At 38.1% G+C, this 20,156-nt stretch carries 15 protein-coding genes and 1 other annotated feature; of the genes, 11 read left to right on the top strand and 4 right to left on the bottom strand.

Annotated features, from left to right (window positions below; translation table 11 throughout):
• The first annotated feature begins 196 nt into the window (after positions 1–196).
• From lepB to pheT, 6 genes are all read left to right on the top strand, one after another.
• A complete protein-coding gene (gene lepB, locus IGL93_RS04370; protein WP_002358039.1) occupies positions 197–745 on the top strand; it encodes a signal peptidase I in 549 nt (182 codons plus the stop codon).
• Between the two features lie 110 nt (positions 746–855).
• A complete protein-coding gene (locus IGL93_RS04375; protein ID WP_010775727.1) occupies positions 856–4,446 on the top strand; it encodes a PD-(D/E)XK nuclease family protein in 3,591 nt (1,196 codons plus the stop codon).
• Positions 4,439–8,233, top strand: a complete 3,795-nt coding sequence (addA, locus tag IGL93_RS04380) for a helicase-exonuclease AddAB subunit AddA (protein WP_010775728.1) — start codon at positions 4,439–4,441, stop codon at positions 8,231–8,233. Before IGL93_RS04375 ends, addA begins: the two co-directional genes overlap by 8 nt.
• A 69-nt stretch (positions 8,234–8,302) precedes the next feature.
• The gene (locus IGL93_RS04385; protein ID WP_002358035.1) at positions 8,303–8,647 is read left to right on the top strand and encodes a winged helix-turn-helix transcriptional regulator; all 345 of its coding nucleotides are present in this window, start codon (positions 8,303–8,305) and stop codon (positions 8,645–8,647) included.
• Positions 8,648–8,690: 43 nt separating this feature from the next.
• Positions 8,691–8,909: a binding site (T-box leader), on the top strand.
• A gap of 56 nt (positions 8,910–8,965) precedes the next feature.
• On the top strand, positions 8,966–10,012 hold the full coding sequence (gene pheS / locus IGL93_RS04390) for a phenylalanine--tRNA ligase subunit alpha (RefSeq protein ID WP_002358034.1): 1,047 nt from the start codon (positions 8,966–8,968) through the stop codon (positions 10,010–10,012).
• Positions 10,013–10,019: 7 nt separating this feature from the next.
• Positions 10,020–12,443: a phenylalanine--tRNA ligase subunit beta gene (gene pheT, locus IGL93_RS04395; RefSeq protein ID WP_002366454.1), complete on the top strand. Its 2,424-nt coding sequence runs from the start codon at positions 10,020–10,022 to the stop codon at positions 12,441–12,443.
• A 197-nt stretch (positions 12,444–12,640) separates the two neighbouring features.
• On the opposite strand, the gene IGL93_RS04400 is transcribed toward pheT, so the two are convergent.
• Genes IGL93_RS04400 through IGL93_RS04415 form a run of 4 tightly spaced genes read right to left on the bottom strand, consistent with a single transcriptional unit; the run spans position 12,641 to position 15,670 of the window.
• A complete protein-coding gene (locus IGL93_RS04400; protein WP_002382114.1) occupies positions 12,641–13,306 on the bottom strand; it encodes an amino acid ABC transporter permease in 666 nt (221 codons plus the stop codon).
• A gap of 11 nt (positions 13,307–13,317) precedes the next feature.
• Positions 13,318–14,031 carry an amino acid ABC transporter permease gene (locus tag IGL93_RS04405; RefSeq protein WP_002366455.1) on the bottom strand — a complete coding sequence of 238 codons (714 nt, stop codon included), beginning with the start codon at positions 14,029–14,031 and terminating at the stop codon, positions 13,318–13,320.
• A gap of 45 nt (positions 14,032–14,076) precedes the next feature.
• Entirely contained in the window at positions 14,077–14,904 is an 828-nt protein-coding gene (locus IGL93_RS04410) for a transporter substrate-binding domain-containing protein (RefSeq protein ID WP_002360586.1), read from the bottom strand.
• Positions 14,905–14,938: 34 nt separating this feature from the next.
• Positions 14,939–15,670 carry an amino acid ABC transporter ATP-binding protein gene (locus IGL93_RS04415; RefSeq protein WP_010715101.1) on the bottom strand — a complete coding sequence of 244 codons (732 nt, stop codon included), beginning with the start codon at positions 15,668–15,670 and terminating at the stop codon, positions 14,939–14,941.
• Positions 15,671–15,934: 264 nt separating this feature from the next.
• On the opposite strand from IGL93_RS04415, the gene racE reads away from it, so the two are divergent.
• The 5 genes from racE (at position 15,935) to dapD (ending at position 20,132) form a co-directional block, all read left to right on the top strand.
• Positions 15,935–16,762, top strand: coding sequence for a glutamate racemase (gene racE, locus IGL93_RS04420; RefSeq protein ID WP_025192670.1), 828 nt, complete (start codon positions 15,935–15,937; stop codon positions 16,760–16,762).
• A complete protein-coding gene (gene rph / locus IGL93_RS04425; protein WP_002358026.1) occupies positions 16,755–18,110 on the top strand; it encodes a ribonuclease PH in 1,356 nt (451 codons plus the stop codon). The genes racE and rph overlap by 8 nt, the downstream gene beginning before the upstream one ends.
• Before the next feature lie 12 nt (positions 18,111–18,122).
• The gene (locus tag IGL93_RS04430) at positions 18,123–18,635 is read left to right on the top strand and encodes a metallophosphoesterase (protein WP_010775732.1); all 513 of its coding nucleotides are present in this window, start codon (positions 18,123–18,125) and stop codon (positions 18,633–18,635) included.
• Between the two features lie 226 nt (positions 18,636–18,861).
• Positions 18,862–19,350 carry a cyclic-di-AMP-binding protein CbpB gene (cbpB, locus tag IGL93_RS04435; protein WP_002358013.1) on the top strand — a complete coding sequence of 163 codons (489 nt, stop codon included), beginning with the start codon at positions 18,862–18,864 and terminating at the stop codon, positions 19,348–19,350.
• Positions 19,351–19,430: 80 nt separating this feature from the next.
• The gene (gene dapD / locus IGL93_RS04440) at positions 19,431–20,132 is read left to right on the top strand and encodes a 2,3,4,5-tetrahydropyridine-2,6-dicarboxylate N-acetyltransferase (protein WP_010775733.1); all 702 of its coding nucleotides are present in this window, start codon (positions 19,431–19,433) and stop codon (positions 20,130–20,132) included.
• The last annotated feature ends 24 nt before the right edge of the window (positions 20,133–20,156 follow it).

Consider the following 20,156-nt stretch of genomic DNA (forward strand, 5'->3'; position numbering starts at 1 on the left):
GCCCTTTTTAGAATTGATTATGTTTTTTTTATGAGCAGGATCAAAAAAGTAAGAATCAAATTTGAAAGAAATACGTTTTTTTTCTGACCATTTTGTAAAAAAAGCGTACATAAAAATTAATTGGGTGTTAAGCACTATAGGATTGATTTACTTTGTGGTAGAATATGAGACATAAGATAATAAGGTTTTTGGAGGAATGAGTTTGAAATCAAAAGAATTAATTAAAACAGTCGTCTTTTTTGCCTGTTTAGCTTTGGGTCTGTTTTTACTGAGACAATTTGTATTTACGCCTGTCGTAGTGAGAGGTCATTCAATGGATCCAACGTTAGCAGATGGTGAACGGGTAATTACGTTAAAAAACACAGAAATTAATCGTTTCGATATTATTACTTTCCCAGCGCCAGATGAACCAGATAAAAATTATATTAAACGTGTGATTGGTTTACCTGGAGATACAATTGCGTACAAGGATGATACGTTGTACATCAATGGAAAAGAAGTTGACGAACCCTATTTAGATGAATTTAAAAAAGCCTTAACAGATGGTCAACCTTTGACAGGCGATTTTTCATTAAAAGAAAAAGTACCAGCAGATAGCTACTTTGTTTTAGGTGATAATCGACGGAATTCAAAAGACGGTCGTGTCATTGGTTTTATTCATAAAAAAGATATTTTGGGTGAAGTGAAATTCGTTATGTGGCCATTCTCACGGTTTGGTCCAATACCAGAAGTGTCAAAACAATAAAAGAGACAATGAGTAAAAGAGAAGGACGGAAATGTGTAAAAACAAACACATGTTTCCGTCCTTCTTTTGTGGTAAAATAAAGGCAGTGCAAAGGAAAAGGATGTGAAACCATGAGTGTGCAGTTTATTAGAGGAACCGCTGTGGCAGATTTAGAAGCGCCACTTATACAGGCGACAAAACAATGGCTAGAGGAAGACGCACAGCATGAAGTATTCTATTTAGTCCCGAACCATATTAAGTTTGAGCAAGAAATTCAAGTCTTGCAAAAGTTACGTCAATTACAGACAACTACGTCTGATTCAATAACCAGTACCCGTCTGCAGGTTTTTAGTTTTTACCGTTTGGCTTGGTACTATTTACAACATACACCTTTTTACTCGGCAGATGTTTTATCTGATGCAGGCGCTGCGATGATTTTCCGCAAAATTTTAGTAGAAGCAGAAGAAGAGTTACAAATTTTTAGAGGTGAAATTAACAAGCCTGGCTTTATTCAGCAACTATTTCAGCTTTATCAAGAAATGCGCGAAGGCAATATTGAAATTGCGGAGCTTTATCCATTTTTAGAAAAACAAACGGAGAACCCTAAAGGACAAGATTTACAACTTAAGTTTCAAGATTTAACGTTAATTTTTACGCGATTCCAATTACAAATGAGTCAGTATGGCTATGAATCAGCGGAGATTATTCAACATTTAAGCGAGTATTTACAAACGGTTGATTTGTCGAATGTCCAATTCGTTATTTCAGGCTATCAGCAGTTTACTGCCAGAGAATTAAAGTTGATTGAAGTACTAATGGCGCAAGCAGGTTCTGTGAAAGTAGCCCTTTTATTGGACAAACAATATCCGCATGACTTACCTGATCCGCGGTCGTTATTTTATGAAGCGGGACAAACCTATCATCAGCTTTATCAACTAGCAAGACAGAAGCAAATCCCGATTCTTTCAGATTATGTGGAAAAGAAAGAGGTATTAATTACAAACCCAGACTTGCAAGGATTAAATGATTATTGGATTCAATCGCAAGAACACCTGCCTCCATTAAGCACAACTGACCGGAGAGGCGATGGCTTATTTCTGTGGCGTGCTGAAAACGTTAAAGAAGAATTAACACATGTTGCAACCGAAATTCGCCGTTTAGTAGTGGAAGAAGGGTATCGGTACAAAGAAATTCAGGTGTTGACTCGTGATTTAGATTGTTATGAAAATTTATTAGAACCGATTTTTGCGGAACACGAGATTCCTGTTTATGTCGACCGAGATATGGCTATGGATCGGCATCCTTTAGTCGAATGGATTGAATCTTTATTTGCTATTCATTCGTACAATTATCGTTATCGCGATGTGCTCCGTTTTTTGAGAACGGAATTATTTATGCCAATGAATCAACTCGCTATTTCTGAAGAAAGCTTGACTGATTGGTTAAACCAACGGAATGCTTGGCGTAGAAAAGTTGATATTACCGAAAATGTGGTCCTGGCATACGGCTATGAAGGTTATTATTGGTCGCAAGAAAAAGATTGGGAATTTATTCGGTATGATTTTGAAGCGGAAGAGCAAGAAGATGTCGCTACGATGGAAGAAGAGTCAAATGCGATTCGTCAATCGCTTCAACAGCTGTTACCTAGTTACTTTCAAGCAATGATAAGTGCCAAAACTGGTTTGGAAGCAGCGACCGTCTTCTATAACTTTTTACTGCAAAGTGGTGTGGCAACACAATTAAAAATGTGGCGCTTACAAGCTATCGAAGCCGGTCAACTAGAAACAGCTCGTAACCATGAACAGACTTGGGATGCATTGATGTCATTACTAGATGAATACGTCACTGTTTACGGAGAAAGTTCGTTTGATTTTACAACGTTTCAAGAAATATTTGTTAGTGGCTTGGAAGGTTTGCACTATAGTAAAGTGCCGACAGCGATTGACCAAGTACAAGTTCGCGCAATGGATTTAACTCGACCTGGCGCTGCCAAGGTTACTTTTGCTATTGGGATGACGGAAGAAATTTTTCCACAAAAGATTGAAAATAAAACACTATTGTCTGATGAAGAACGTCAGACAATCAATGATACGTTAACGGAAAACCAATATTTACGTGGGACAACCGGACGCAAAATTGCGCAAGAACCTTATGTTGCGTATCTTGTCTTTTCTTCAGCGCGAGAACGGTTATATTTAACCTATCCAAGTGTTAAAGATACCGCTCAAGAAGTCAAACCGTCTCCTTATTTTAAAAATATCCAAAAAGATTTAAACTTGCCCGTTTTTGAAAAAAATGAAACAACCATTTTCGATGATGAAACGACCAGTTTAGCCCATATTAGTACGTATCGGACGTTAATCGGTGAATTAACGCGTTTGAAAAGACAACGGAAAGAAACACAAGAAGGATTGTTGCCTTTCTGGTTAAATATGGAAAAAGCGCTAATGAACCAATCAATTGCGCCGCTAGCCAAGCAAGTTTTCGAAAGTTTAACGCATCAAAATATTCCTGAAAAGATTGATGAGGTCTTAGCAGAACCTTTATATGGTAAAGATATATATACATCCGTTTCTCGGATGGAGAGTTTTTATCGGTGTCAATATCAATACTTTTCTCGCTATGGCTTACGTTTGAAAGAAAGAGATGTCTTTGGGCTTTCGCCAGCAGCTACAGGGGAATTTTTCCATGAAGCATTGGATCAGTTCTTTAAATTATTGATTATGAATCAACGGAACTTATCTGAATTAACCGATCAGGAAGTCAATTTATTGGCGGAGGAAGTGCTAAATAGTATTTTAGGGGATGCGCGTTTTTCTGTATTAACGACCTCTAGTCGCATGAACTATATTCGCTATCAATTGAGTCAAACAATTAAAAAAGTCAGTTGGGCGCTGAAACGTCAAAGCCAACGAAGTGGCATGACGACTGTTCAAACGGAAGTGTTATTTGGCCAAATTGCCGCTAAAAAAGGAATTTCTGGTTTGGAATTACCATTAAAAAATCAAGGGAAGATTCATGTTCGGGGAAAAATCGACCGGATTGATCAATTGGTTACCCCCGAATCAACCTATTTAGGTGTGATTGATTATAAATCGAGTCACCGTAAATTTAATATGACAGAAGCGTATTACGGCTTAGCCATGCAAATGCTGACGTACTTGGATGTGGCTTTAATGGATGCTGTACAATTAGTTGGTCAAGAAGCTAAACCTGCTGGCTCACTTTATCTGCATGTACACAATCCTACGTTATCTTATGAAGGCAAAGACGACATTGAACAACAAATGCTTAAAAAATATCAGTTTGATGGTCTTTTGATGAAAGACCCAGATTTATTGGATCATTTAGACACGAGTCTGCAAGCTAAACAAAGTTCGTTGCTGTTTCCAATTGAAGAATCCGCCAAAGAACAAATTAAACCTGGTCGTCGCCAAGAAGATAAATTTGTGACAGAACCAGAATTAGGCGCGTTGCTTTCCCATAACCGAAATAAATTTATTGAAGCGGGAAATCAAATTATTGGCGGCGAAGTTCAACTTAATCCCGCTTATCAAGGCAAGGAACGGATTGCTTGTCGCTATTGTCCGTTTCGAAGTGTCTGTGATTTTGATGTGATGTTAAAAGAAAATAATTATCATCGTATTGAGAATTTATCCAAAGAGGAAATTATGGCGCGCTTGTTAAACAAAGATGAGGAAGGAGCAACCGAAGATGAGTAAAACAATTCCACTACGTCCAGCCAATGAGCAATTCACCGACAGTCAATGGCAAGCGGTGTTTGATGGCGATGAAAATATCTTAGTTTCTGCTTCGGCTGGCTCAGGAAAAACCACCGTTTTAGTCCGCCGTGTCATTGAAAAAGTCAAAAGCGGCGTCGATATCGATCGTCTCTTGATTGTGACGTACACTGAAGCCGCCGCCCGTGAGATGAAAGAACGGATCCAAGTGGCTTTACAAAAGGCAATGAATGAAGAACAAGATCCAGAAAGAAGACGGCATTTTTCTCGTCAAATTGCTCTTTTGCCAACAGCCAATATTAGCACGTTACATGCCTTTTGTTTAACTGTTATTCGTCGTTTTTATTATTTAATTGACATAGATCCGGTTTTTCGGATGTTAACAGATGAAACAGAAACATTGTTATTAAAAGAAGATGTTTGGGATGCATTACGTGAACAATTTTATGCGGAAAATCAAGAAGAATTTTACCAATTAACAGCGAATTTTTCCAATGACCGTAGTGATGACGGACTCACTAACTTAATTTTTTCTTTTTATGAATTTGCCAAAGCCAATCCTGATCCAGAGGCGTGGATTAATGGCTTAACACAAGCCTACGAAGTAGGGAATCAGCTAGGCGAATCAACGTTATTTCAGACGTATTTAAAACCGCTAGCTGTTGAGACGTTACAACGAACTCTTCAGCGTTACGAAGAAATGGTGACCTTAACAGAAGGCGAAGAGAAACTTCAAAAGATTTGGTATTTAGCTCAAAATGAAAAGGAACAAACAAAACAATTTTTACAATTTTTAGAGAGAAATGATTTAGAGAGCGCCTATAATTTGACTGAATTGTTGAGCTTTGACCGCTACCCAACGGTTCGTGCCGAAGAGTTGAAACCAACCGCGGAACAAGCCAAACAGTTACGAGAACAAAATAAAAAAGCGTTAAATGATTTGAAAAAGCAACTGTTTACACTTTCTCCAGATGCCATGAAACAAGTCTTGAAAGAGGCCACGCCCATTGTTCAAGAAATGGCTCACGTGGGGAAACAATTTATGGAGGCCTATGGCGCAGAAAAACGGCTTAAAAATTTAGTGGATTTTAACGATTTAGAACATTATACGTTAGCTATTTTAGCGAAAAATCAGGCAGATGGCTGGCAAGCATCAGAAGCCTCTCTTTACTATCGCGAAAAATTTGATGAAGTGTTAGTCGATGAATACCAAGATATCAATCAATTACAAGAATCTATTTTGTATTGGTTGCGCCGTCCGCTTAGCACAGAAGGAAACCTTTTTATGGTAGGAGATGTGAAACAGTCTATTTATTCTTTCCGCTTGGCAGATCCTACATTGTTTATTGAAAAATACAATCAGTATGGGCAAGGCAAAGAGGGCAAACGAATTATTCTAGCTGAAAATTTTCGTTCCCGCAAAGACGTTTTAGACTTTACGAATTTAGTATTTAGTCAATTAATGGATGAGCGAGTGGGCCAAATTGCTTACGATGAGTCAGCCGCTTTGGTTCATGGTTTTGATCAATTTTCGGAGGCGGCTGATTATTCAACTGAATTGCTAATTTATGAAAAAAAAGCAACAGAATCAGTTGAATTTCCAGAATTACAATCCCCTGAGTTGTTGATTGAAGATAAGACAGAAGGGGAACTTTACGTTACTGCTTTGAAAATTCGTGAATTAATTGACCAAAATTTCTTAATTTATGATAAAAAGCTGAAAACAGATCGACCGATTACTTATCAAGATATTGTCTTATTAACGCCTACGAAGAAAAATAATTTAACTATTTTAGATGTTTTTAAATCATTAGAAATTCCAGTTCAAGTCAATGATGCTCAAAATTATTTCCAAGCAACGGAAATTCGTACAATGATTGCCTTGCTTCAATTGATTGATAATCCCTATCAAGACATTCCTTTGGCAGCTGTGTTACGTTCACCAATTGTTGGATTAAAAGAAAACGAATTAGTGCTTATTCGTTTGGCTAATAAGGAAACCAGTTACTACGAAGCATTTTTAACGTTTAATCAAAAGATGGAACCAACCATGGAGGAAGCAGTTGTTCAGGAAAAAACTATACGTTTTGCTGAATCATTAGAAAAATGGCGGGAACAGGCTCGACGCAATCAGATTAGCACCTTGCTGTGGACGATTTATCGGGAAACGGCCTATCTTGATTATGTTGGCGGGTTGCCTGTTGGCAAACAACGCCAAGCCAATTTATATGCGTTGGTCGATCGGGCCGCGGCGTATGAAAAAACAACCTTCCGCGGATTATTTCAATTTGTTCGCTTCATCGAAAAAATGCAAGAAAAAGACAAAGATTTAGCAGAACCAGTCGTTTTAAGTGAAGAGAATGCCGTACGCGTCATGACGATTCACGCTAGTAAAGGGTTAGAATTTCCGGTGGTATTCGTTTTAGATATGACCAAAGAATTTAATGTCAGTGATTTGAATGAACGCTATATCTTTGAAGAAAATTTAGGGGTAGGCATTCGTTATTTACAACCTGAAGAACGAGTTATGTACGATACTTTACCATTTTTGGCGATTAAACAAGTACGATTGAGAAAATTACTATCCGAAGAAATGCGGAAGTTATATGTGGCGTTGACACGTGCAGAACAGAAACTTTTTCTGGTAGGCTCCTATAAAGACCAAGCGGCAATGTGGAAAGAGTGGCTGAAAGTTGGCGATGTAGAAACACTGGTGCTACCAGCTGAAAATCGCTTGCAAAGTAAAAGTAGTTTAATGAATTGGGTTGGGATGACATTGGTACGTCATCAAAAAGCCGATGAATATCAGCAAGAAGTAGTAGTAAGTAACGTTCCGCAAGTCAAGAAGCACCCAGCTAACTTTCATATTCAGTGGTTCAACCAAGAACAACTACGAGCAGCCATTCAGCAATTACAATTGCCAGAAAGACAAGCAGAGGATTTAGCCGAAAAAGCGCAATTATCTGCTGACAAAATCAATCGTGGTCTTGCACGGTTAAGTTTCAATTATCCGTTTGAAGTGGCTACTCGGACCACCAGTTATCAGTCTGTTTCTGAAATCAAGCGAGTATTTGATGACCCCGATAACAAAGAAATTGGTAAAATTGAGGTTCGGGAAGACAATACTATTCAAGCGCAACCGTTGATTGTCAATCGAATGATTGAAGGAGATTTAAGTAAGCCTAAATTTTTAGATACGGTTCAAGCGCCCTCAGCAGCTGAAATTGGGACAGCAACTCATTATTTATTACAACTAATTGATTTAAGTAAGCAACCTTCTTACGAGGAAGTGCGAGCTGTTCAAGAACGCTTAGTGGAAAATAAATTGATTTTACCAGCAATTGCTGAAAAAATGAATCTGGAACAAATCGTGGCCTTCTTTGACACCGCCTTAGGAAAACAATTGATTCAACACCATCAAACCGTTAGAAGGGAACAACCTTTTTCTATGCTGATTGAAGCTGAAGAGCTTATTCAAAATTATCCAGAAACGACACAAGATGATTTATTAATTCATGGGATTATTGATGGCTATATCGAATTAGACAATCAATGCATTTTGTATGACTATAAAACCGATCATGTAAAAGGCACCTCTCCCCAAGCGATTTCTGAAATTGTCGAACGGTATCGCGGACAGATGAATCTTTATCGTAGAGCGCTACAAGAGGCGACGCATAAAGAGGTGTCGCACGTCTATTTAATTTTATTAAATGGAGGAGTAATTATTGACATGCAGACAGGAAATGTTGTAGATTTTATAAAGTAGAAAAAATTAGAAGCAGAAACACTTACATTTTGTAAGGAATGTGCTATACTCATTGAAGAGGTGAGGAAGATGGAAAAAGTAAAAACAGAATCGTTTGTACTTTGTCCCAAATTTGAAAAATCATTTTCAATACTTGGTAAAAAATGGAATGGTTTAATTATTGATGTTTTATTAGAACGAGGTCCTCAACGTTTTGGCGAATTAAAAGAAAAAATTCCAATGTTAAGTGATCGTGTCTTAGTAGAGCGATTGAAGGAACTAGAAGCTGAAGGAATTATCACCAAAGCTGTTCGTTGCGGTGAAGGAAATCGCTTAGAATATTTCCTGACCGAAAAAGGCGAAGACTTGCAATTAGCAATGGAACAAATTCAACATTGGGCAGAAAAATGGGTAAAAGACGAAGAATGCAGTTGACCGCAAGCAAAACTTCTTGTAAACTAAACGTAATTAAATAACTAAAAAAACAGTGATGGAAACAAGTAGTTTGAATTGACGTGTTTTAGGGAGAGTCAGCCAGAGACTGGAAGCTGATTTACACAGTCACCAAGCGAAATTCACTTCCTGAGTTTGTTTGTTTTCAAGAAGAAAGCAAACCGGTAATTGCCGTTAAATGAAATGAGTGCATGACAACAATTTGTTATGAATTAGGATGGTAACACGATAGCTCGTTCCTTTGAAAGGAATGGGTTATCGTTTTTTTTAGTTTAAATAAAAGATAGAGGGGAACGCATAATGACATTACAAGCGCAATTAGAAGCTCTTAGAGATAATACGCTCAAAGAAATCGCACAAGTTGCTACTTTAAAAGAATTAAACCAAATTCGCGTAGAAACATTAGGGAAAAAAGGGCCAATCACCGAAGTATTAAGAGGCATGAAAAACCTTTCACCAGAAGAACGACCAGTGGTGGGGGGCTTTGCAAATGAAATTCGTGATTTATTAACAGAAGCAATTGAAGCGCGCAAAGTTGTTTTAGAAAACGAAGCGTTAAATGCGGCACTAAAAGAAGAAAGTTTAGATGTAACTTTACCTGGGAAACAAATGCCTCAAGGTACACGTCATATTTTGACACAAGTTATGGAAGAGATTGAAGATATTTTCTTAGGCATGGGTTATCAAGTAGTGGAAGGATACGAAGTAGAATCCGATCACTATAATTTCGAACGCATGAATCTACCAAAAGATCATCCGGCACGCGACATGCAAGATACGTTTTATATTTCAGATGAGATGTTAATTCGTACGCATACTTCACCAGTTCAAGCTCGAACAATGGAAAAACACGATTTTTCAAAAGGTGCATTACGAATGATTTCTCCTGGGAAAGTATTCCGTCGTGATACAGATGATGCGACACATAGTCACCAATTCCATCAGATTGAAGGCCTTGTTGTCGATAAAAATGTCACAATGGGTGATTTAAAAGGGACGTTAGAAGTCATGATGAAAAAAATGTTTGGTGAAGATCGTAAAATTCGTTTACGTCCTAGCTATTTCCCTTTTACAGAACCTTCAGTCGAAGTAGATGTTAGCTGTTTTAAATGTGGCGGCGCAGGTTGTAACGTCTGCAAACATACAGGTTGGATTGAAATTTTAGGTGCGGGGATGGTTCATCCAGATGTGTTACAAATGTCAGGGATTGATCCAACAGAGTACTCAGGCTTTGCCTTTGGCTTAGGACCAGATCGCGTTGCTATGTTACGTTATGGTGTAAATGATATCCGTAATTTTTATCAAAATGATTTACGTTTCTTAAATCAATTCAAGGTAAAGGAGTAGTTGAAAAATGTTAGTTTCTTATAAATGGTTAAATGAATATGTTAATCTTTCAAACGTTACTCCGCAAGAATTAGCGGACAAAATGTCTGTGACAGGTATCGAAGTTGAGGGCGTTGCTGTACCTGAAGAAGGCTTAAAGAAAATTGTTGTCGGTGAAGTAAAAGAATGTGTTCCTCACCCAAACTCTGACCACTTATCAATTTGCCAAGTAGACATCGGTGAAGAAGAATTGTCACAAATTGTTTGTGGAGCACCAAATGTAAAAGCAGGAATTAAAGTCATCGTAGCGTTACCTGGTTCAAGAATTGCAGGAAATCAAAAAATTAAAAAAGGTAAAATGCGTGGCGAAGTTTCTAACGGAATGATTTGTTCGTTAGAAGAGCTAGGATATTCAGATAATGTCGTACCAAAAGCCTACGCTGAAGGAATTTATTATTTACCTCAAGAAGCAGTGAATGGGACACCTGTTTTCCCTTATTTAGACATGGATGATGCGATTATTGAATTATCAATTACACCAAACCGTGCAGATGCACTAAGTATGAGAGGGGTAGCCTATGAAGTTGGCGCAATTTATCGTCAAACGCCTCAGTTTAATGATCCCGAACTCAAAGAAGATGCTTCAGATAACGTGGAAAATTACGTAACAGTAACTGTTGAAGATTCACAAGATGCGCCAGCGTATCAAATTCGTGTTATTAAAGATGTGACGATTGCAGAAAGTCCTCAGTGGTTGCAAAATCGATTGATGAATGAAGGAATCCGTCCGATTAACAATGTGGTGGACGTGACAAATTATATTTTATTATTATTTGGTCAACCATTGCATGCATTTGATTACCAAAAATTAGATAGTAAAGAAATCTTGGTTCGTCGAGCAACAGCAGCAGAAGAACTAATTACATTAGATGGTGAAACACGTCAATTAACAGAAGAAAATATCGTCATTACGAATGGAAAAACGCCTGTCGGCTTAGCCGGTGTAATGGGTGGGGCTAATTCTGAAATCAGTCAAGAAACAACAACTGTGGCTTTAGAAGCGGCATTGTTCAATCCATTGTCTATTCGCAAAACGTCTAAACAATTCAATTTACGGAGTGAATCTTCAAGTAGATTTGAAAAAGGTATCAACCAAGCGACAGTTGGGCTAGCTTGTGATGTGGCAGCCGCGATGATTGCAGAGTTAGCCAACGGAACAGTGGTCTCAGGCACTGCAGTTGGTTCTGAAGTGGCCGTTAAAGAAGCACAGGTAGCTGTGACTTTAGAACGAATCAACCAATATTTAGGCACTGCATTAGATGAAGCAACGGTGAATGAAATTTTTGAAGCACTCGGTTTTGCTTATGAAGTAAATCAAGGCGCCTATGAAATTACGATTCCACCAAGACGTTGGGATATTGCGATTGAAGCAGATATTATTGAAGAAGTGGCCCGCATTTATGGATATGATCATTTACCTTCAACATTGCCAAGTGGAGAAACAGTTGCTGGAAGTCTAACCAAAGCACAACATGTTACGCGCCAATTAAAGAGCTTACTGGAAGGTCATGGTACGAGTGAAGCCATCAGCTATGCGTTGACAACAGAAGAAAAATCCCGTCAATTTATGATGAAAGAAAGTCAAACAACACGTTTGCAATGGCCAATGAGTGAAGAGCGTTCTGTGTTACGTATGAACTTAATTTCTGGTTTATTAGATGATGTCGCATACAATGTGGCGCGTAAAAATAATAATATCGCCTTCTACGAAGTAGGACGCGTTTTCTACCAAACAGAAGATCCAACAAAAAATTTACCTACAGAAGAAAATCACTTAGCACTTGCTTTAACTGGTAATACAATGGTTAAAGATTGGCAAACAAAAGCAACAGCCGTTGATTTTTATACAGTAAAAGGCTTAGTGGAAAGTATTGTAGCTGTTTTAGGATTAACAGAAAAAATCAGTTATCAAGCGACAACGGCGATTCCAGAAATGCATCCAGGCCGGACAGCATGGATTTATTTAGAAGATGAAGTGGTTGGTTTTGTCGGACAAGTTCACCCAACGACAGCAAAAGCGTACGATATTCCTGAAACATATGTTGCTGAATTAAACTTGCAACAATTAGTAGCTACAGAAGCAGGCGGGGTTACTTATGAAGCAGTGTCTAAATTCCCAGCAGTTTCTCGAGATATTGCTTTATTAGTCGATGAAACAGTTACCAATCAAGAACTAGTTAAAACTATTTCAGATAACGCAGGTAAATATTTGAAAGAGATTCATTTATTTGATGTATATCAAGGTGAAAAACTAGGCGCTGGCAAAAAATCAATGGCATATAGTTTAACTTTCGTTAATGCAGAAGCGACATTAGTGGATGAAGAAATTAACCGTTCAATGGAAAAAGTTGAAAAAGCGCTAATTGAAAAACATCAAGTAGAAGTAAGATAAAATAAAAACAGGAAAGTGGGGCATAAGTCGAAATGACTTATGCCCCACTTTCTAAATCTTAAGATAATCAGCTGAACAAAAGCAGCTCCTTCGGAAATAAGCCGAAATTATCCAAAAATTAAAGAACAATTTTCGGAAATTCCTTCTTATTTCTTGGAGCTAAACACTTTTGTCTCAGCCTCCTGTTTTTAACTACATTAATAACTTTTCGCCCAATTTCGTGAAAGCCAACGTGAAAATTGTGAGATACTAAAGTTAATAATGAAATAAATTAGGGCGACGATTCCGTAAATAGTGAATACTTGTCCTGTTTGTGCGTAGCGCCCCATTAAGATATAAGATTTGCCAAAGAGTTCTTGTAAAGCAATTACGGAATACAAGAAACTTGTATCCTTGATGACAGTAACAAACTGAGAAACGATCGCTGGTAAAACATTGCGAATGGCTTGAGGCAAAACAATATGATAAAGAATTTGCCAATTTGAAAACCCTTGAGAACGTGCCGCTTCAATTTGCCCTTTATCGACCCCATTTAAACCACCACGAATAATTTCCGCTAAAGCAGCGGTGGTAAACACAGTAAAACTCACAATTCCAGCAGGTGTGGATTTGATTTTGAAAATCAAAAAAATAACATAAATCCACAATAAGTTTGGAATATTACGCACTACTTCTACATAAATACTGGCAAGTAACTTCAGTGGTCCATGGGTTTGATTTCGCAAAACGGCTAGAATGGTGCCAAAAATCGTACTCAAAATAATTGAGACGAAGGAAATATAGAGCGTCAATTTTAAGCCGTTAAATAGAAATTGAAAATTATTTGCTGTCAGTAATTGACGCATTTCTTCTGAAAAAGGCATCTGTTTTCCTCCTATCTACTATATGCTTTCTTATTTTTTTCTTCCATTTTTCTAGCCAAATTCGCTAATGGGAAGCAAAGAATGAAATATAAGAAACCAGCAAGCGCAAAGGCGGGAATATAGTTCAAGTTGACAGACGACCAACTATTGGCAGCAAACATTACGTCTGCGCCAGAAATAATGGCAACTGTTGACGTATTTTTAATTAGGTTCACGACTTGATTGGTTAAAGGGGGTAACATAATCCGCCATGCTTGTGGTAAAATCACATACCGCATCGTTTGACCATACGTTAATCCTTGGGAGTAAGCCGCTTCAAATTGCCCTCTTGGAACAGCTCCGATTCCTGAGCGAACCACTTCAGAAATGTAGGCGCCATGATAGAAGCCTACACACAGAATGGCAATCGTAGTAATAGAAAATGAAAGCAGCGGGCTTAGCAGAGGAAAGCCATAATAGACTACGATAAATTGAATCAACAAAGGTGTGTTTTGAAAAAATTCTACATAGACACGACTAATTGCGTGTAAAAGTTTACTTTTGGTCGCTGATAAACTGCCAAAGAAAATGCCTAAAGCAAAGGCAACTAAGATCGCTCCTAAAGAAAGCAGAATAGTATAGAGAAATGCCTGACCAAAAATTCGCCAATCTTGAAATAAAGCTTCCCAACGATATAAGGCAAATGGCCCTTCTTCAAGCCAGGAAATATTGGCTAACAAAAACATAAAAATCCCTCCTAAAATTTTTGATTCTTCAAGTCTTAGGAATGATTAATTTTTTAAGCCCCAGTCTTGATAAATTTTTTCTAGTGTGCCGTCTTTTTCCCATTTTTCAATTAAACCATTTAGATAATCATTTAATTCAGTATTTGCTTTCTTTGTGGTAATTCCATATTCTTGTGGCGAAAAACCATCTTTTAAAATTTCTGTCTTGCCATCCACATAGCCAGATAGGATTGATTTATCCACTGAAAATGCATCAATTCGTTTAGAAGTTAACGCTGTTTTTAATTCTGGATAGGAACCTAATTCTTGATAAGTAAATTTGATTCCTTCCTCTTGCGCTTTTTTCTCTAAGTTTTCTTTTGTCGTAGCAGATTGTGCAACGCCGATTGTTTTTCCGTCTAAATCTTTCATACTTGAGAAGTTATCCTCTTTGCGCACAAGGAAACCAATCTCATCTGTATAATAAGGAGTTGTAAAATTATAAGTCTTTTTACGTTCATCAGTAATTGTAAATGTAGCAATTACCATATCTAGTTCACCATTGTCTAAAAGGGGACCGCGCGTTTTTGCTGTCACGCCCACAAATTCCACATTCTCTTCGCTGCCGGTAATTTCTTTCGCAATCAAGCGTGCAATATCTGGTTCCATTCCTTCATTTTTGTTTGTATCAGGATTCATATAGCCAAAATTAGGAATGTCTTCTTTGACACCTACTTTAATTTTCCCCGCTTTTTTTAATTGTTCGACTGTGACCGTTTTGTTTGATGAAGCACTTTTGGAAGTTGAGTCATTGTTGCCGCTACCACAGCCAACAATGATGCCTGCTAATACAAGTAAGGAGAGTCCAGCTAGCCATTTATTTTGTTTTTTCATTGTTCATTCCTCCAATTTTTTGTTTTTTTATTCATTACCCGTTATGAATAATTTTGCTTAGAAATTCTTTTGCACGAGGGTTTTCAGTGCTTGTAAAGAAATGTTCAGGTGTTCCTTGTTCAATAATCTCTCCTTGGTCCATAAAGATTACACGGTCAGCCACTTGACGAGCAAAGCCCATCTCATGTGTGACACAAACCATGGTAATATTTTGTTTGGAAAGATCGACCATTACATCTAAAACTTCTTGAATCATTTCTGGATCAAGTGCCGAAGTCGGTTCATCAAAAAGGATAATCTCAGGATGCATATTTAAGGCACGAGCAATAGCGACCCGTTGTTGCTGCCCGCCAGAAAGCTGCGAAGGATAAGCAGAAGCTTTATCAGCTAAGCCGACCCGTTCTAAATACTCCATGCCAGTACGAACCGCTTCTTCTTTGGGAACGCCCATCACTTTAATCGGTGCTAACGTTAAATTATCAATAATCGTTTTGTGAGCATATAAGTTAAAATTTTGAAAGACCATGGCAACTTTCTGGCGAACCTTTTGAATGGGTGCCTTCGGTTTGGTGATGTCAATGTTATCAATTACGACGGAACCATCATTGACTTTTTCCAATTGGTTCATACACCGAATTAATGTACTTTTGCCAGAGCCAGAGGGTCCGATAATGACAATTTTTTCTCCTTGTTCTACATTTAAAGTAATATCTTTTAAAACGTGATGCTCCCCAAAATACTTATTTACATGTTCTAAAGAAATCATAGGCAGTCTCCTTTGCAATCATTTGGTAGAAAAGATAACAGAGGATTCGGTGAGAAACGTGTTATTTAAATTAAATTAACCAAATGTATTTCTAATTGTATTCTCAATGTTAGGAATTATAACATACAAAAAAATGAATTACTAGTTTTTTAATCGAAAAAGATTTCCTTCAAAAAAAGAAATAAATGAGAGCAAAACAGGAAAAATTGACAATAGTCCTTAAAAAGTAGAAAATAAAGGCAGTGAATAAAAGGCAAAGGTAGGATGAGAATGAGCAATCAAGAAGCCATTGGATTAATTGATTCTGGCGTTGGTGGATTAACTGTTTTAAAGGAAGCGCTAAAACAATTACCAAATGAACGATTAATTTATTTAGGAGATACAGCCCGTTGCCCATATGGCCCACGACCAGCCGAACAAGTCGTTCAGTTTACTTGGGAAATGGCCGATTTTTTATTGAAAAAACGAATAAAAATGCTAGTAATCGCATGTAATACCGCGACGGCTGTCGCATTAGAAGAAATTAAAGCTGCCTTGCCAATTCCAGTTGTCGGTGTTATTTTACCTGGCGCACGAGCAGCCGTTAAAGTCACAAAAAATAACAAAATTGGTGTCATAGGTACGTTAGGGACAATCAAAAGTGCTTCCTATGAAATCGCCATTAAAAGTAAGGCACCAGCAATTGAGGTGACTAGTTTAGCTTGCCCTAAATTTGTCCCCATTGTTGAAAGTAATCAATATCGTTCTTCCGTAGCAAAAAAAATTGTGGCAGAAACACTTCAAGCATTACAATTAAAAGGACTTGATACGTTGATTTTAGGTTGTACCCATTACCCGTTGTTACGTCCGGTGATTCAAAATGTGATGGGAAGTCATGTGACATTAATTGACTCAGGAGCCGAAACAGTTGGCGAAGTTAGCATGCTTCTCGATTATTTTGACATTGCACATACACCTGAAGCAACTACACAGCCCCATGAATTTTATACAACTGGTTCTGCAAAAATGTTTGAAGAGATTGCAAGCAGTTGGCTTGGTATAGAGAACTTAAAAGCACAACAGATTCACTTAGGAGGAAACGAAAATGATTAGACATGATAGTCGTGCACCAAAAGAATTGCGAAAGATCACTATTGAAACCAATGTTTTTAAACATCCAGAAGGTTCGGTGGTTATTTCGTTTGGCGATACCAAAGTAATTTGCTCAGCCACTGTCGAAGAAAAGGTTCCCCCATTTTTACGAGGCGCGGGAACAGGTTGGGTAGCAGCTGAATATAGCATGCTCCCTCGTGCGACGAACACAAGAAATATTCGGGAAAGTGCGAAAGGAAAATTAACAGGGCGAACAATGGAAATTCAACGTTTGATTGGGCGGTCATTGCGAGCTGTTGTTGACTTAGAAAAGTTAGGGGAACGGAGCATTGTTGTCGATTGTGATGTGATTCAAGCAGATGGTGGAACCCGTACTGCTAGTATTACAGGCGCTTTTGTTGCTCTACGCTTAGCAGTTAATCATTTATTGATGACTGGTGCGCTAGCGGAAGACCCAATTAAAGAGCATTTAGCTGCTGTCAGCGTGGGTATTTTACCCGATGGTTATTGTGTGCTGGACTTAGATTACGCAGAGGACTCGAATGCTGCAGTGGATATGAACATCGTGATGACCGAGTCTGGTGAATTTGTGGAAATTCAAGGAACGGGTGAAGAAGCTACCTTCTCAGGAGATGAGTTAAATGCCATGCTCTTTTATGGAAAAACAGGGATTGAGGAATTAATTGCGTATCAGAAAGAAGCGCTTTATGCTTTAGCCTCTGAAGAAGTCCCTTCGCAAGATTCAGAAGAGAAAGTGATTGTCATTGCAACTAGAAATCCTGGTAAAGCGAAAGAGTTTAGTTCAATTTTTGGTGAAAAAGGATATACAGTTAAGACGTTATTAGATTATCCGAATTTGCCAGATGTAGAAGAAACTGGTCGAACATTTGAAGAAAATGCTCGTCTAAAAGCTGAAACAATTGCAGAAATTTTACAGAAACCAGTATTAGCAGATGATTCAGGATTAATTGTTGATGCGTTAGGGGGAATGCCAGGAATCTATTCTGCTCGTTTTGCTGGTGAACCAACTAACGATGCTTCAAATAATGCGAAACTATTGCATGAGTTAACGGGCGTGCCAAAAGAAAAAAGACAAGCGCGTTTCCATTGTACATTGGTTTTTGCTGAACCAAAGAAAGAAAGTCTGGTGGTCGAAGCTGAATGGCCCGGAGAAGTCGGCACGATTCCTCGTGGTGAAGGAGGCTTTGGGTACGATTCACTTTTCTATGTCCCAGAGCTTGGTAAAACGGCAGCTGAATTGTCTGGAGAAGAGAAAAATAAAGTTAGTCATCGTGGACAAGCAGTGGCAAAATTAAAAGAACAATGGGAAGAATGGCTAAAAAAATAGGAGTTGAAACGTATGAAAATCTTGGTAGTAAGCGATAATCATGGCGACCGTGACTGTTTAGTTGACTTAGTGAATCATTATGAAGGACAAGTCGATGCACTCTTTCACTGTGGTGATTCTGAATTAGAACCGACAGATGAACTTTGGCAGAAATTAATTGTAGTCCAAGGAAATTGTGATTTTTATGATGAATTTCCCAAAACTGTGACTAAAAAAGTGGGAGATCAAGTTATTTATATGACACATGGTCATTTGGCCAATGTTAGAATGGGGCTCACGACACTTGCTTTACAAGCGGAAGAAGCAGGAGCGACAATTGCCTTATTTGGTCACACTCATGTACTCGGCGCAGAGCGACACAATAACATTCTCTTTGTTAATCCGGGAAGTATTCGTTTACCTCGTGGACCAGTTCAAGAGAAAACATATGCCATAATTGAAAGTACACCTGAACAATATCTCGTTCAGTACTATAACAAAGAGTACCAACCGTTGGAACGATTAAAGGCAACGTTTACGAAGTAAAAAAGTCGATTTTTTACCTGATAGTAGAACATAAGCCAGCGAGGGAATGTTCTACTATCAATTTTTTATTTTTTAAGAAAGCGTTCTCTTTTTTTGGGGAGAATAGAACAAAACGTTAATTTTCGTTTGTTAAGTTATGAAGAATTTGCGAATTCCAAGACTTTTTTCGCAGAATTAGGTACAATAAGTTACGTGTTAAAGAATTAGAAATGGAGGCAACCCAATCATGATAGGGACTGCTGTAAAAGAATTATTATTAGAAAAACAAGAAACGTTTTTAGTACCTGCCGAAAATGTCGCCAATGTAATGTGTTTAAATCCTTTAAGTCACGCGGCATTAGTCTTATCGCAAGTTCGCTATTCCAAGATTCCTGTGTTAGATAAGGGAGATCGCTTTGTTGGCTTAATCGGCTTGACAGACGTTGTAGATAAAATGTTTGATTTGACTTCAGTGGATTTTGAAAAATTGAATGAATTTACTGTGGCCGATGTAATGGAAGTCAATGTTCCTGTAATTGGTGAATCGTGGGATTTAGAAGAAGTGTTACATTTATTAGTAGATGCTTCTTTTTTACCAGTGGTTGATGATAATCAACGCTTTAAAGGTATCATTACACGCAAAGAAATTTTAAAAGCGGTCAATCATATGGCGCATGAGTTAGAAAAACATCATCTTGTTCTGCCTAAATCAGAAGAAGAAATGAAAGTAATTTAAATAAAACGCAAGAAACTCTTTACTTTTTTCTCATAAATGCGTTATTCTGTATGATAACACGAAGTAAAGGAGTGCTGTGATTGGACGCATATGAGATTATTCAGTATATTGGCGATGCCAAAAAGCAAACGCCTGTTAAAGTAACACTGAAAGGGCAATTAAAAGAAGTCACGTTTCCGGAAACAATTAAGGTCTTTAATAATTGTAAAACTGGGACACTGTTTGGCGATTGGGCTGACGTAAAACCTTTTTTAGAAGCAAACAAAGAAAAAATTGAGGATTATGTTGTAGAAAACGATGCACGTAACTCTGCAATTCCTTTTCTTGATCTGAAAGACATTAATGCTCGGATTGAACCAGGTGCTTTGATTCGCGAAAAAGTTGAAATTGGCGATCAAGCGGTGATTATGATGGGGGCTATTCTAAATATTGGCGCCGTCGTTGGTGCAGGGACTATGATTGATATGGGCGCTGTTTTAGGCGGTCGTGCAACTGTAGGGAAGCATTGTCATATTGGCGCAGGAACGGTTTTAGCTGGTGTCATTGAACCACCAAGTGCCGCACCTGTGGTTATTGAAAACGAGGTTGTCATTGGAGCGAATGCGGTCGTACTAGAAGGGGTTCGTGTTGGTGAAGGTGCCGTTGTGGCTGCTGGGGCAGTAGTTGTGGAAGACGTTCCAGCGCATACCGTTGTCGCAGGCGTGCCAGCAAAAGTAATTAAACAAATTGATGATAAAACCAAGAGTAAAACAGAGATTTTAGAAGAATTACGTAAAATCTAAAAATAAATTAGTCAGTCGCGATGA

The organism is Enterococcus sp. DIV1328a, from assembly GCF_050536905.1.
Taxonomy (GTDB): Bacteria; Bacillota; Bacilli; order Lactobacillales; family Enterococcaceae; genus Enterococcus; species Enterococcus faecalis.

What these genes read in the sequence shown, in the direction of transcription:
- racE (WP_025192670.1), top strand. Translation starts at nt 15,935, where the DNA reads ATGAGAATGAGCAATCAAGAAGCCATTGGATTAATTGATTCTGGCGTT.
- IGL93_RS04415 (WP_010715101.1), bottom strand. Translation starts at nt 15,670, where the DNA reads ATGATTTCTTTAGAACATGTAAATAAGTATTTTGGGGAGCATCACGTT.
- pheS (WP_002358034.1), top strand. Translation starts at nt 8,966, where the DNA reads ATGACATTACAAGCGCAATTAGAAGCTCTTAGAGATAATACGCTCAAA.
- pheT (WP_002366454.1), top strand. Translation starts at nt 10,020, where the DNA reads ATGTTAGTTTCTTATAAATGGTTAAATGAATATGTTAATCTTTCAAAC.
- IGL93_RS04405 (WP_002366455.1), bottom strand. Translation starts at nt 14,031, where the DNA reads ATGTTTTTGTTAGCCAATATTTCCTGGCTTGAAGAAGGGCCATTTGCC.
- lepB (WP_002358039.1), top strand. Translation starts at nt 197, where the DNA reads ATGAGTTTGAAATCAAAAGAATTAATTAAAACAGTCGTCTTTTTTGCC.
- IGL93_RS04375 (WP_010775727.1), top strand. Translation starts at nt 856, where the DNA reads ATGAGTGTGCAGTTTATTAGAGGAACCGCTGTGGCAGATTTAGAAGCG.
- addA (WP_010775728.1), top strand. Translation starts at nt 4,439, where the DNA reads ATGAGTAAAACAATTCCACTACGTCCAGCCAATGAGCAATTCACCGAC.
- IGL93_RS04400 (WP_002382114.1), bottom strand. Translation starts at nt 13,306, where the DNA reads ATGCCTTTTTCAGAAGAAATGCGTCAATTACTGACAGCAAATAATTTT.
- IGL93_RS04430 (WP_010775732.1), top strand. Translation starts at nt 18,123, where the DNA reads ATGAAAATCTTGGTAGTAAGCGATAATCATGGCGACCGTGACTGTTTA.
- IGL93_RS04385 (WP_002358035.1), top strand. Translation starts at nt 8,303, where the DNA reads ATGGAAAAAGTAAAAACAGAATCGTTTGTACTTTGTCCCAAATTTGAA.
- cbpB (WP_002358013.1), top strand. Translation starts at nt 18,862, where the DNA reads ATGATAGGGACTGCTGTAAAAGAATTATTATTAGAAAAACAAGAAACG.
- IGL93_RS04410 (WP_002360586.1), bottom strand. Translation starts at nt 14,904, where the DNA reads ATGAAAAAACAAAATAAATGGCTAGCTGGACTCTCCTTACTTGTATTA.
- rph (WP_002358026.1), top strand. Translation starts at nt 16,755, where the DNA reads ATGATTAGACATGATAGTCGTGCACCAAAAGAATTGCGAAAGATCACT.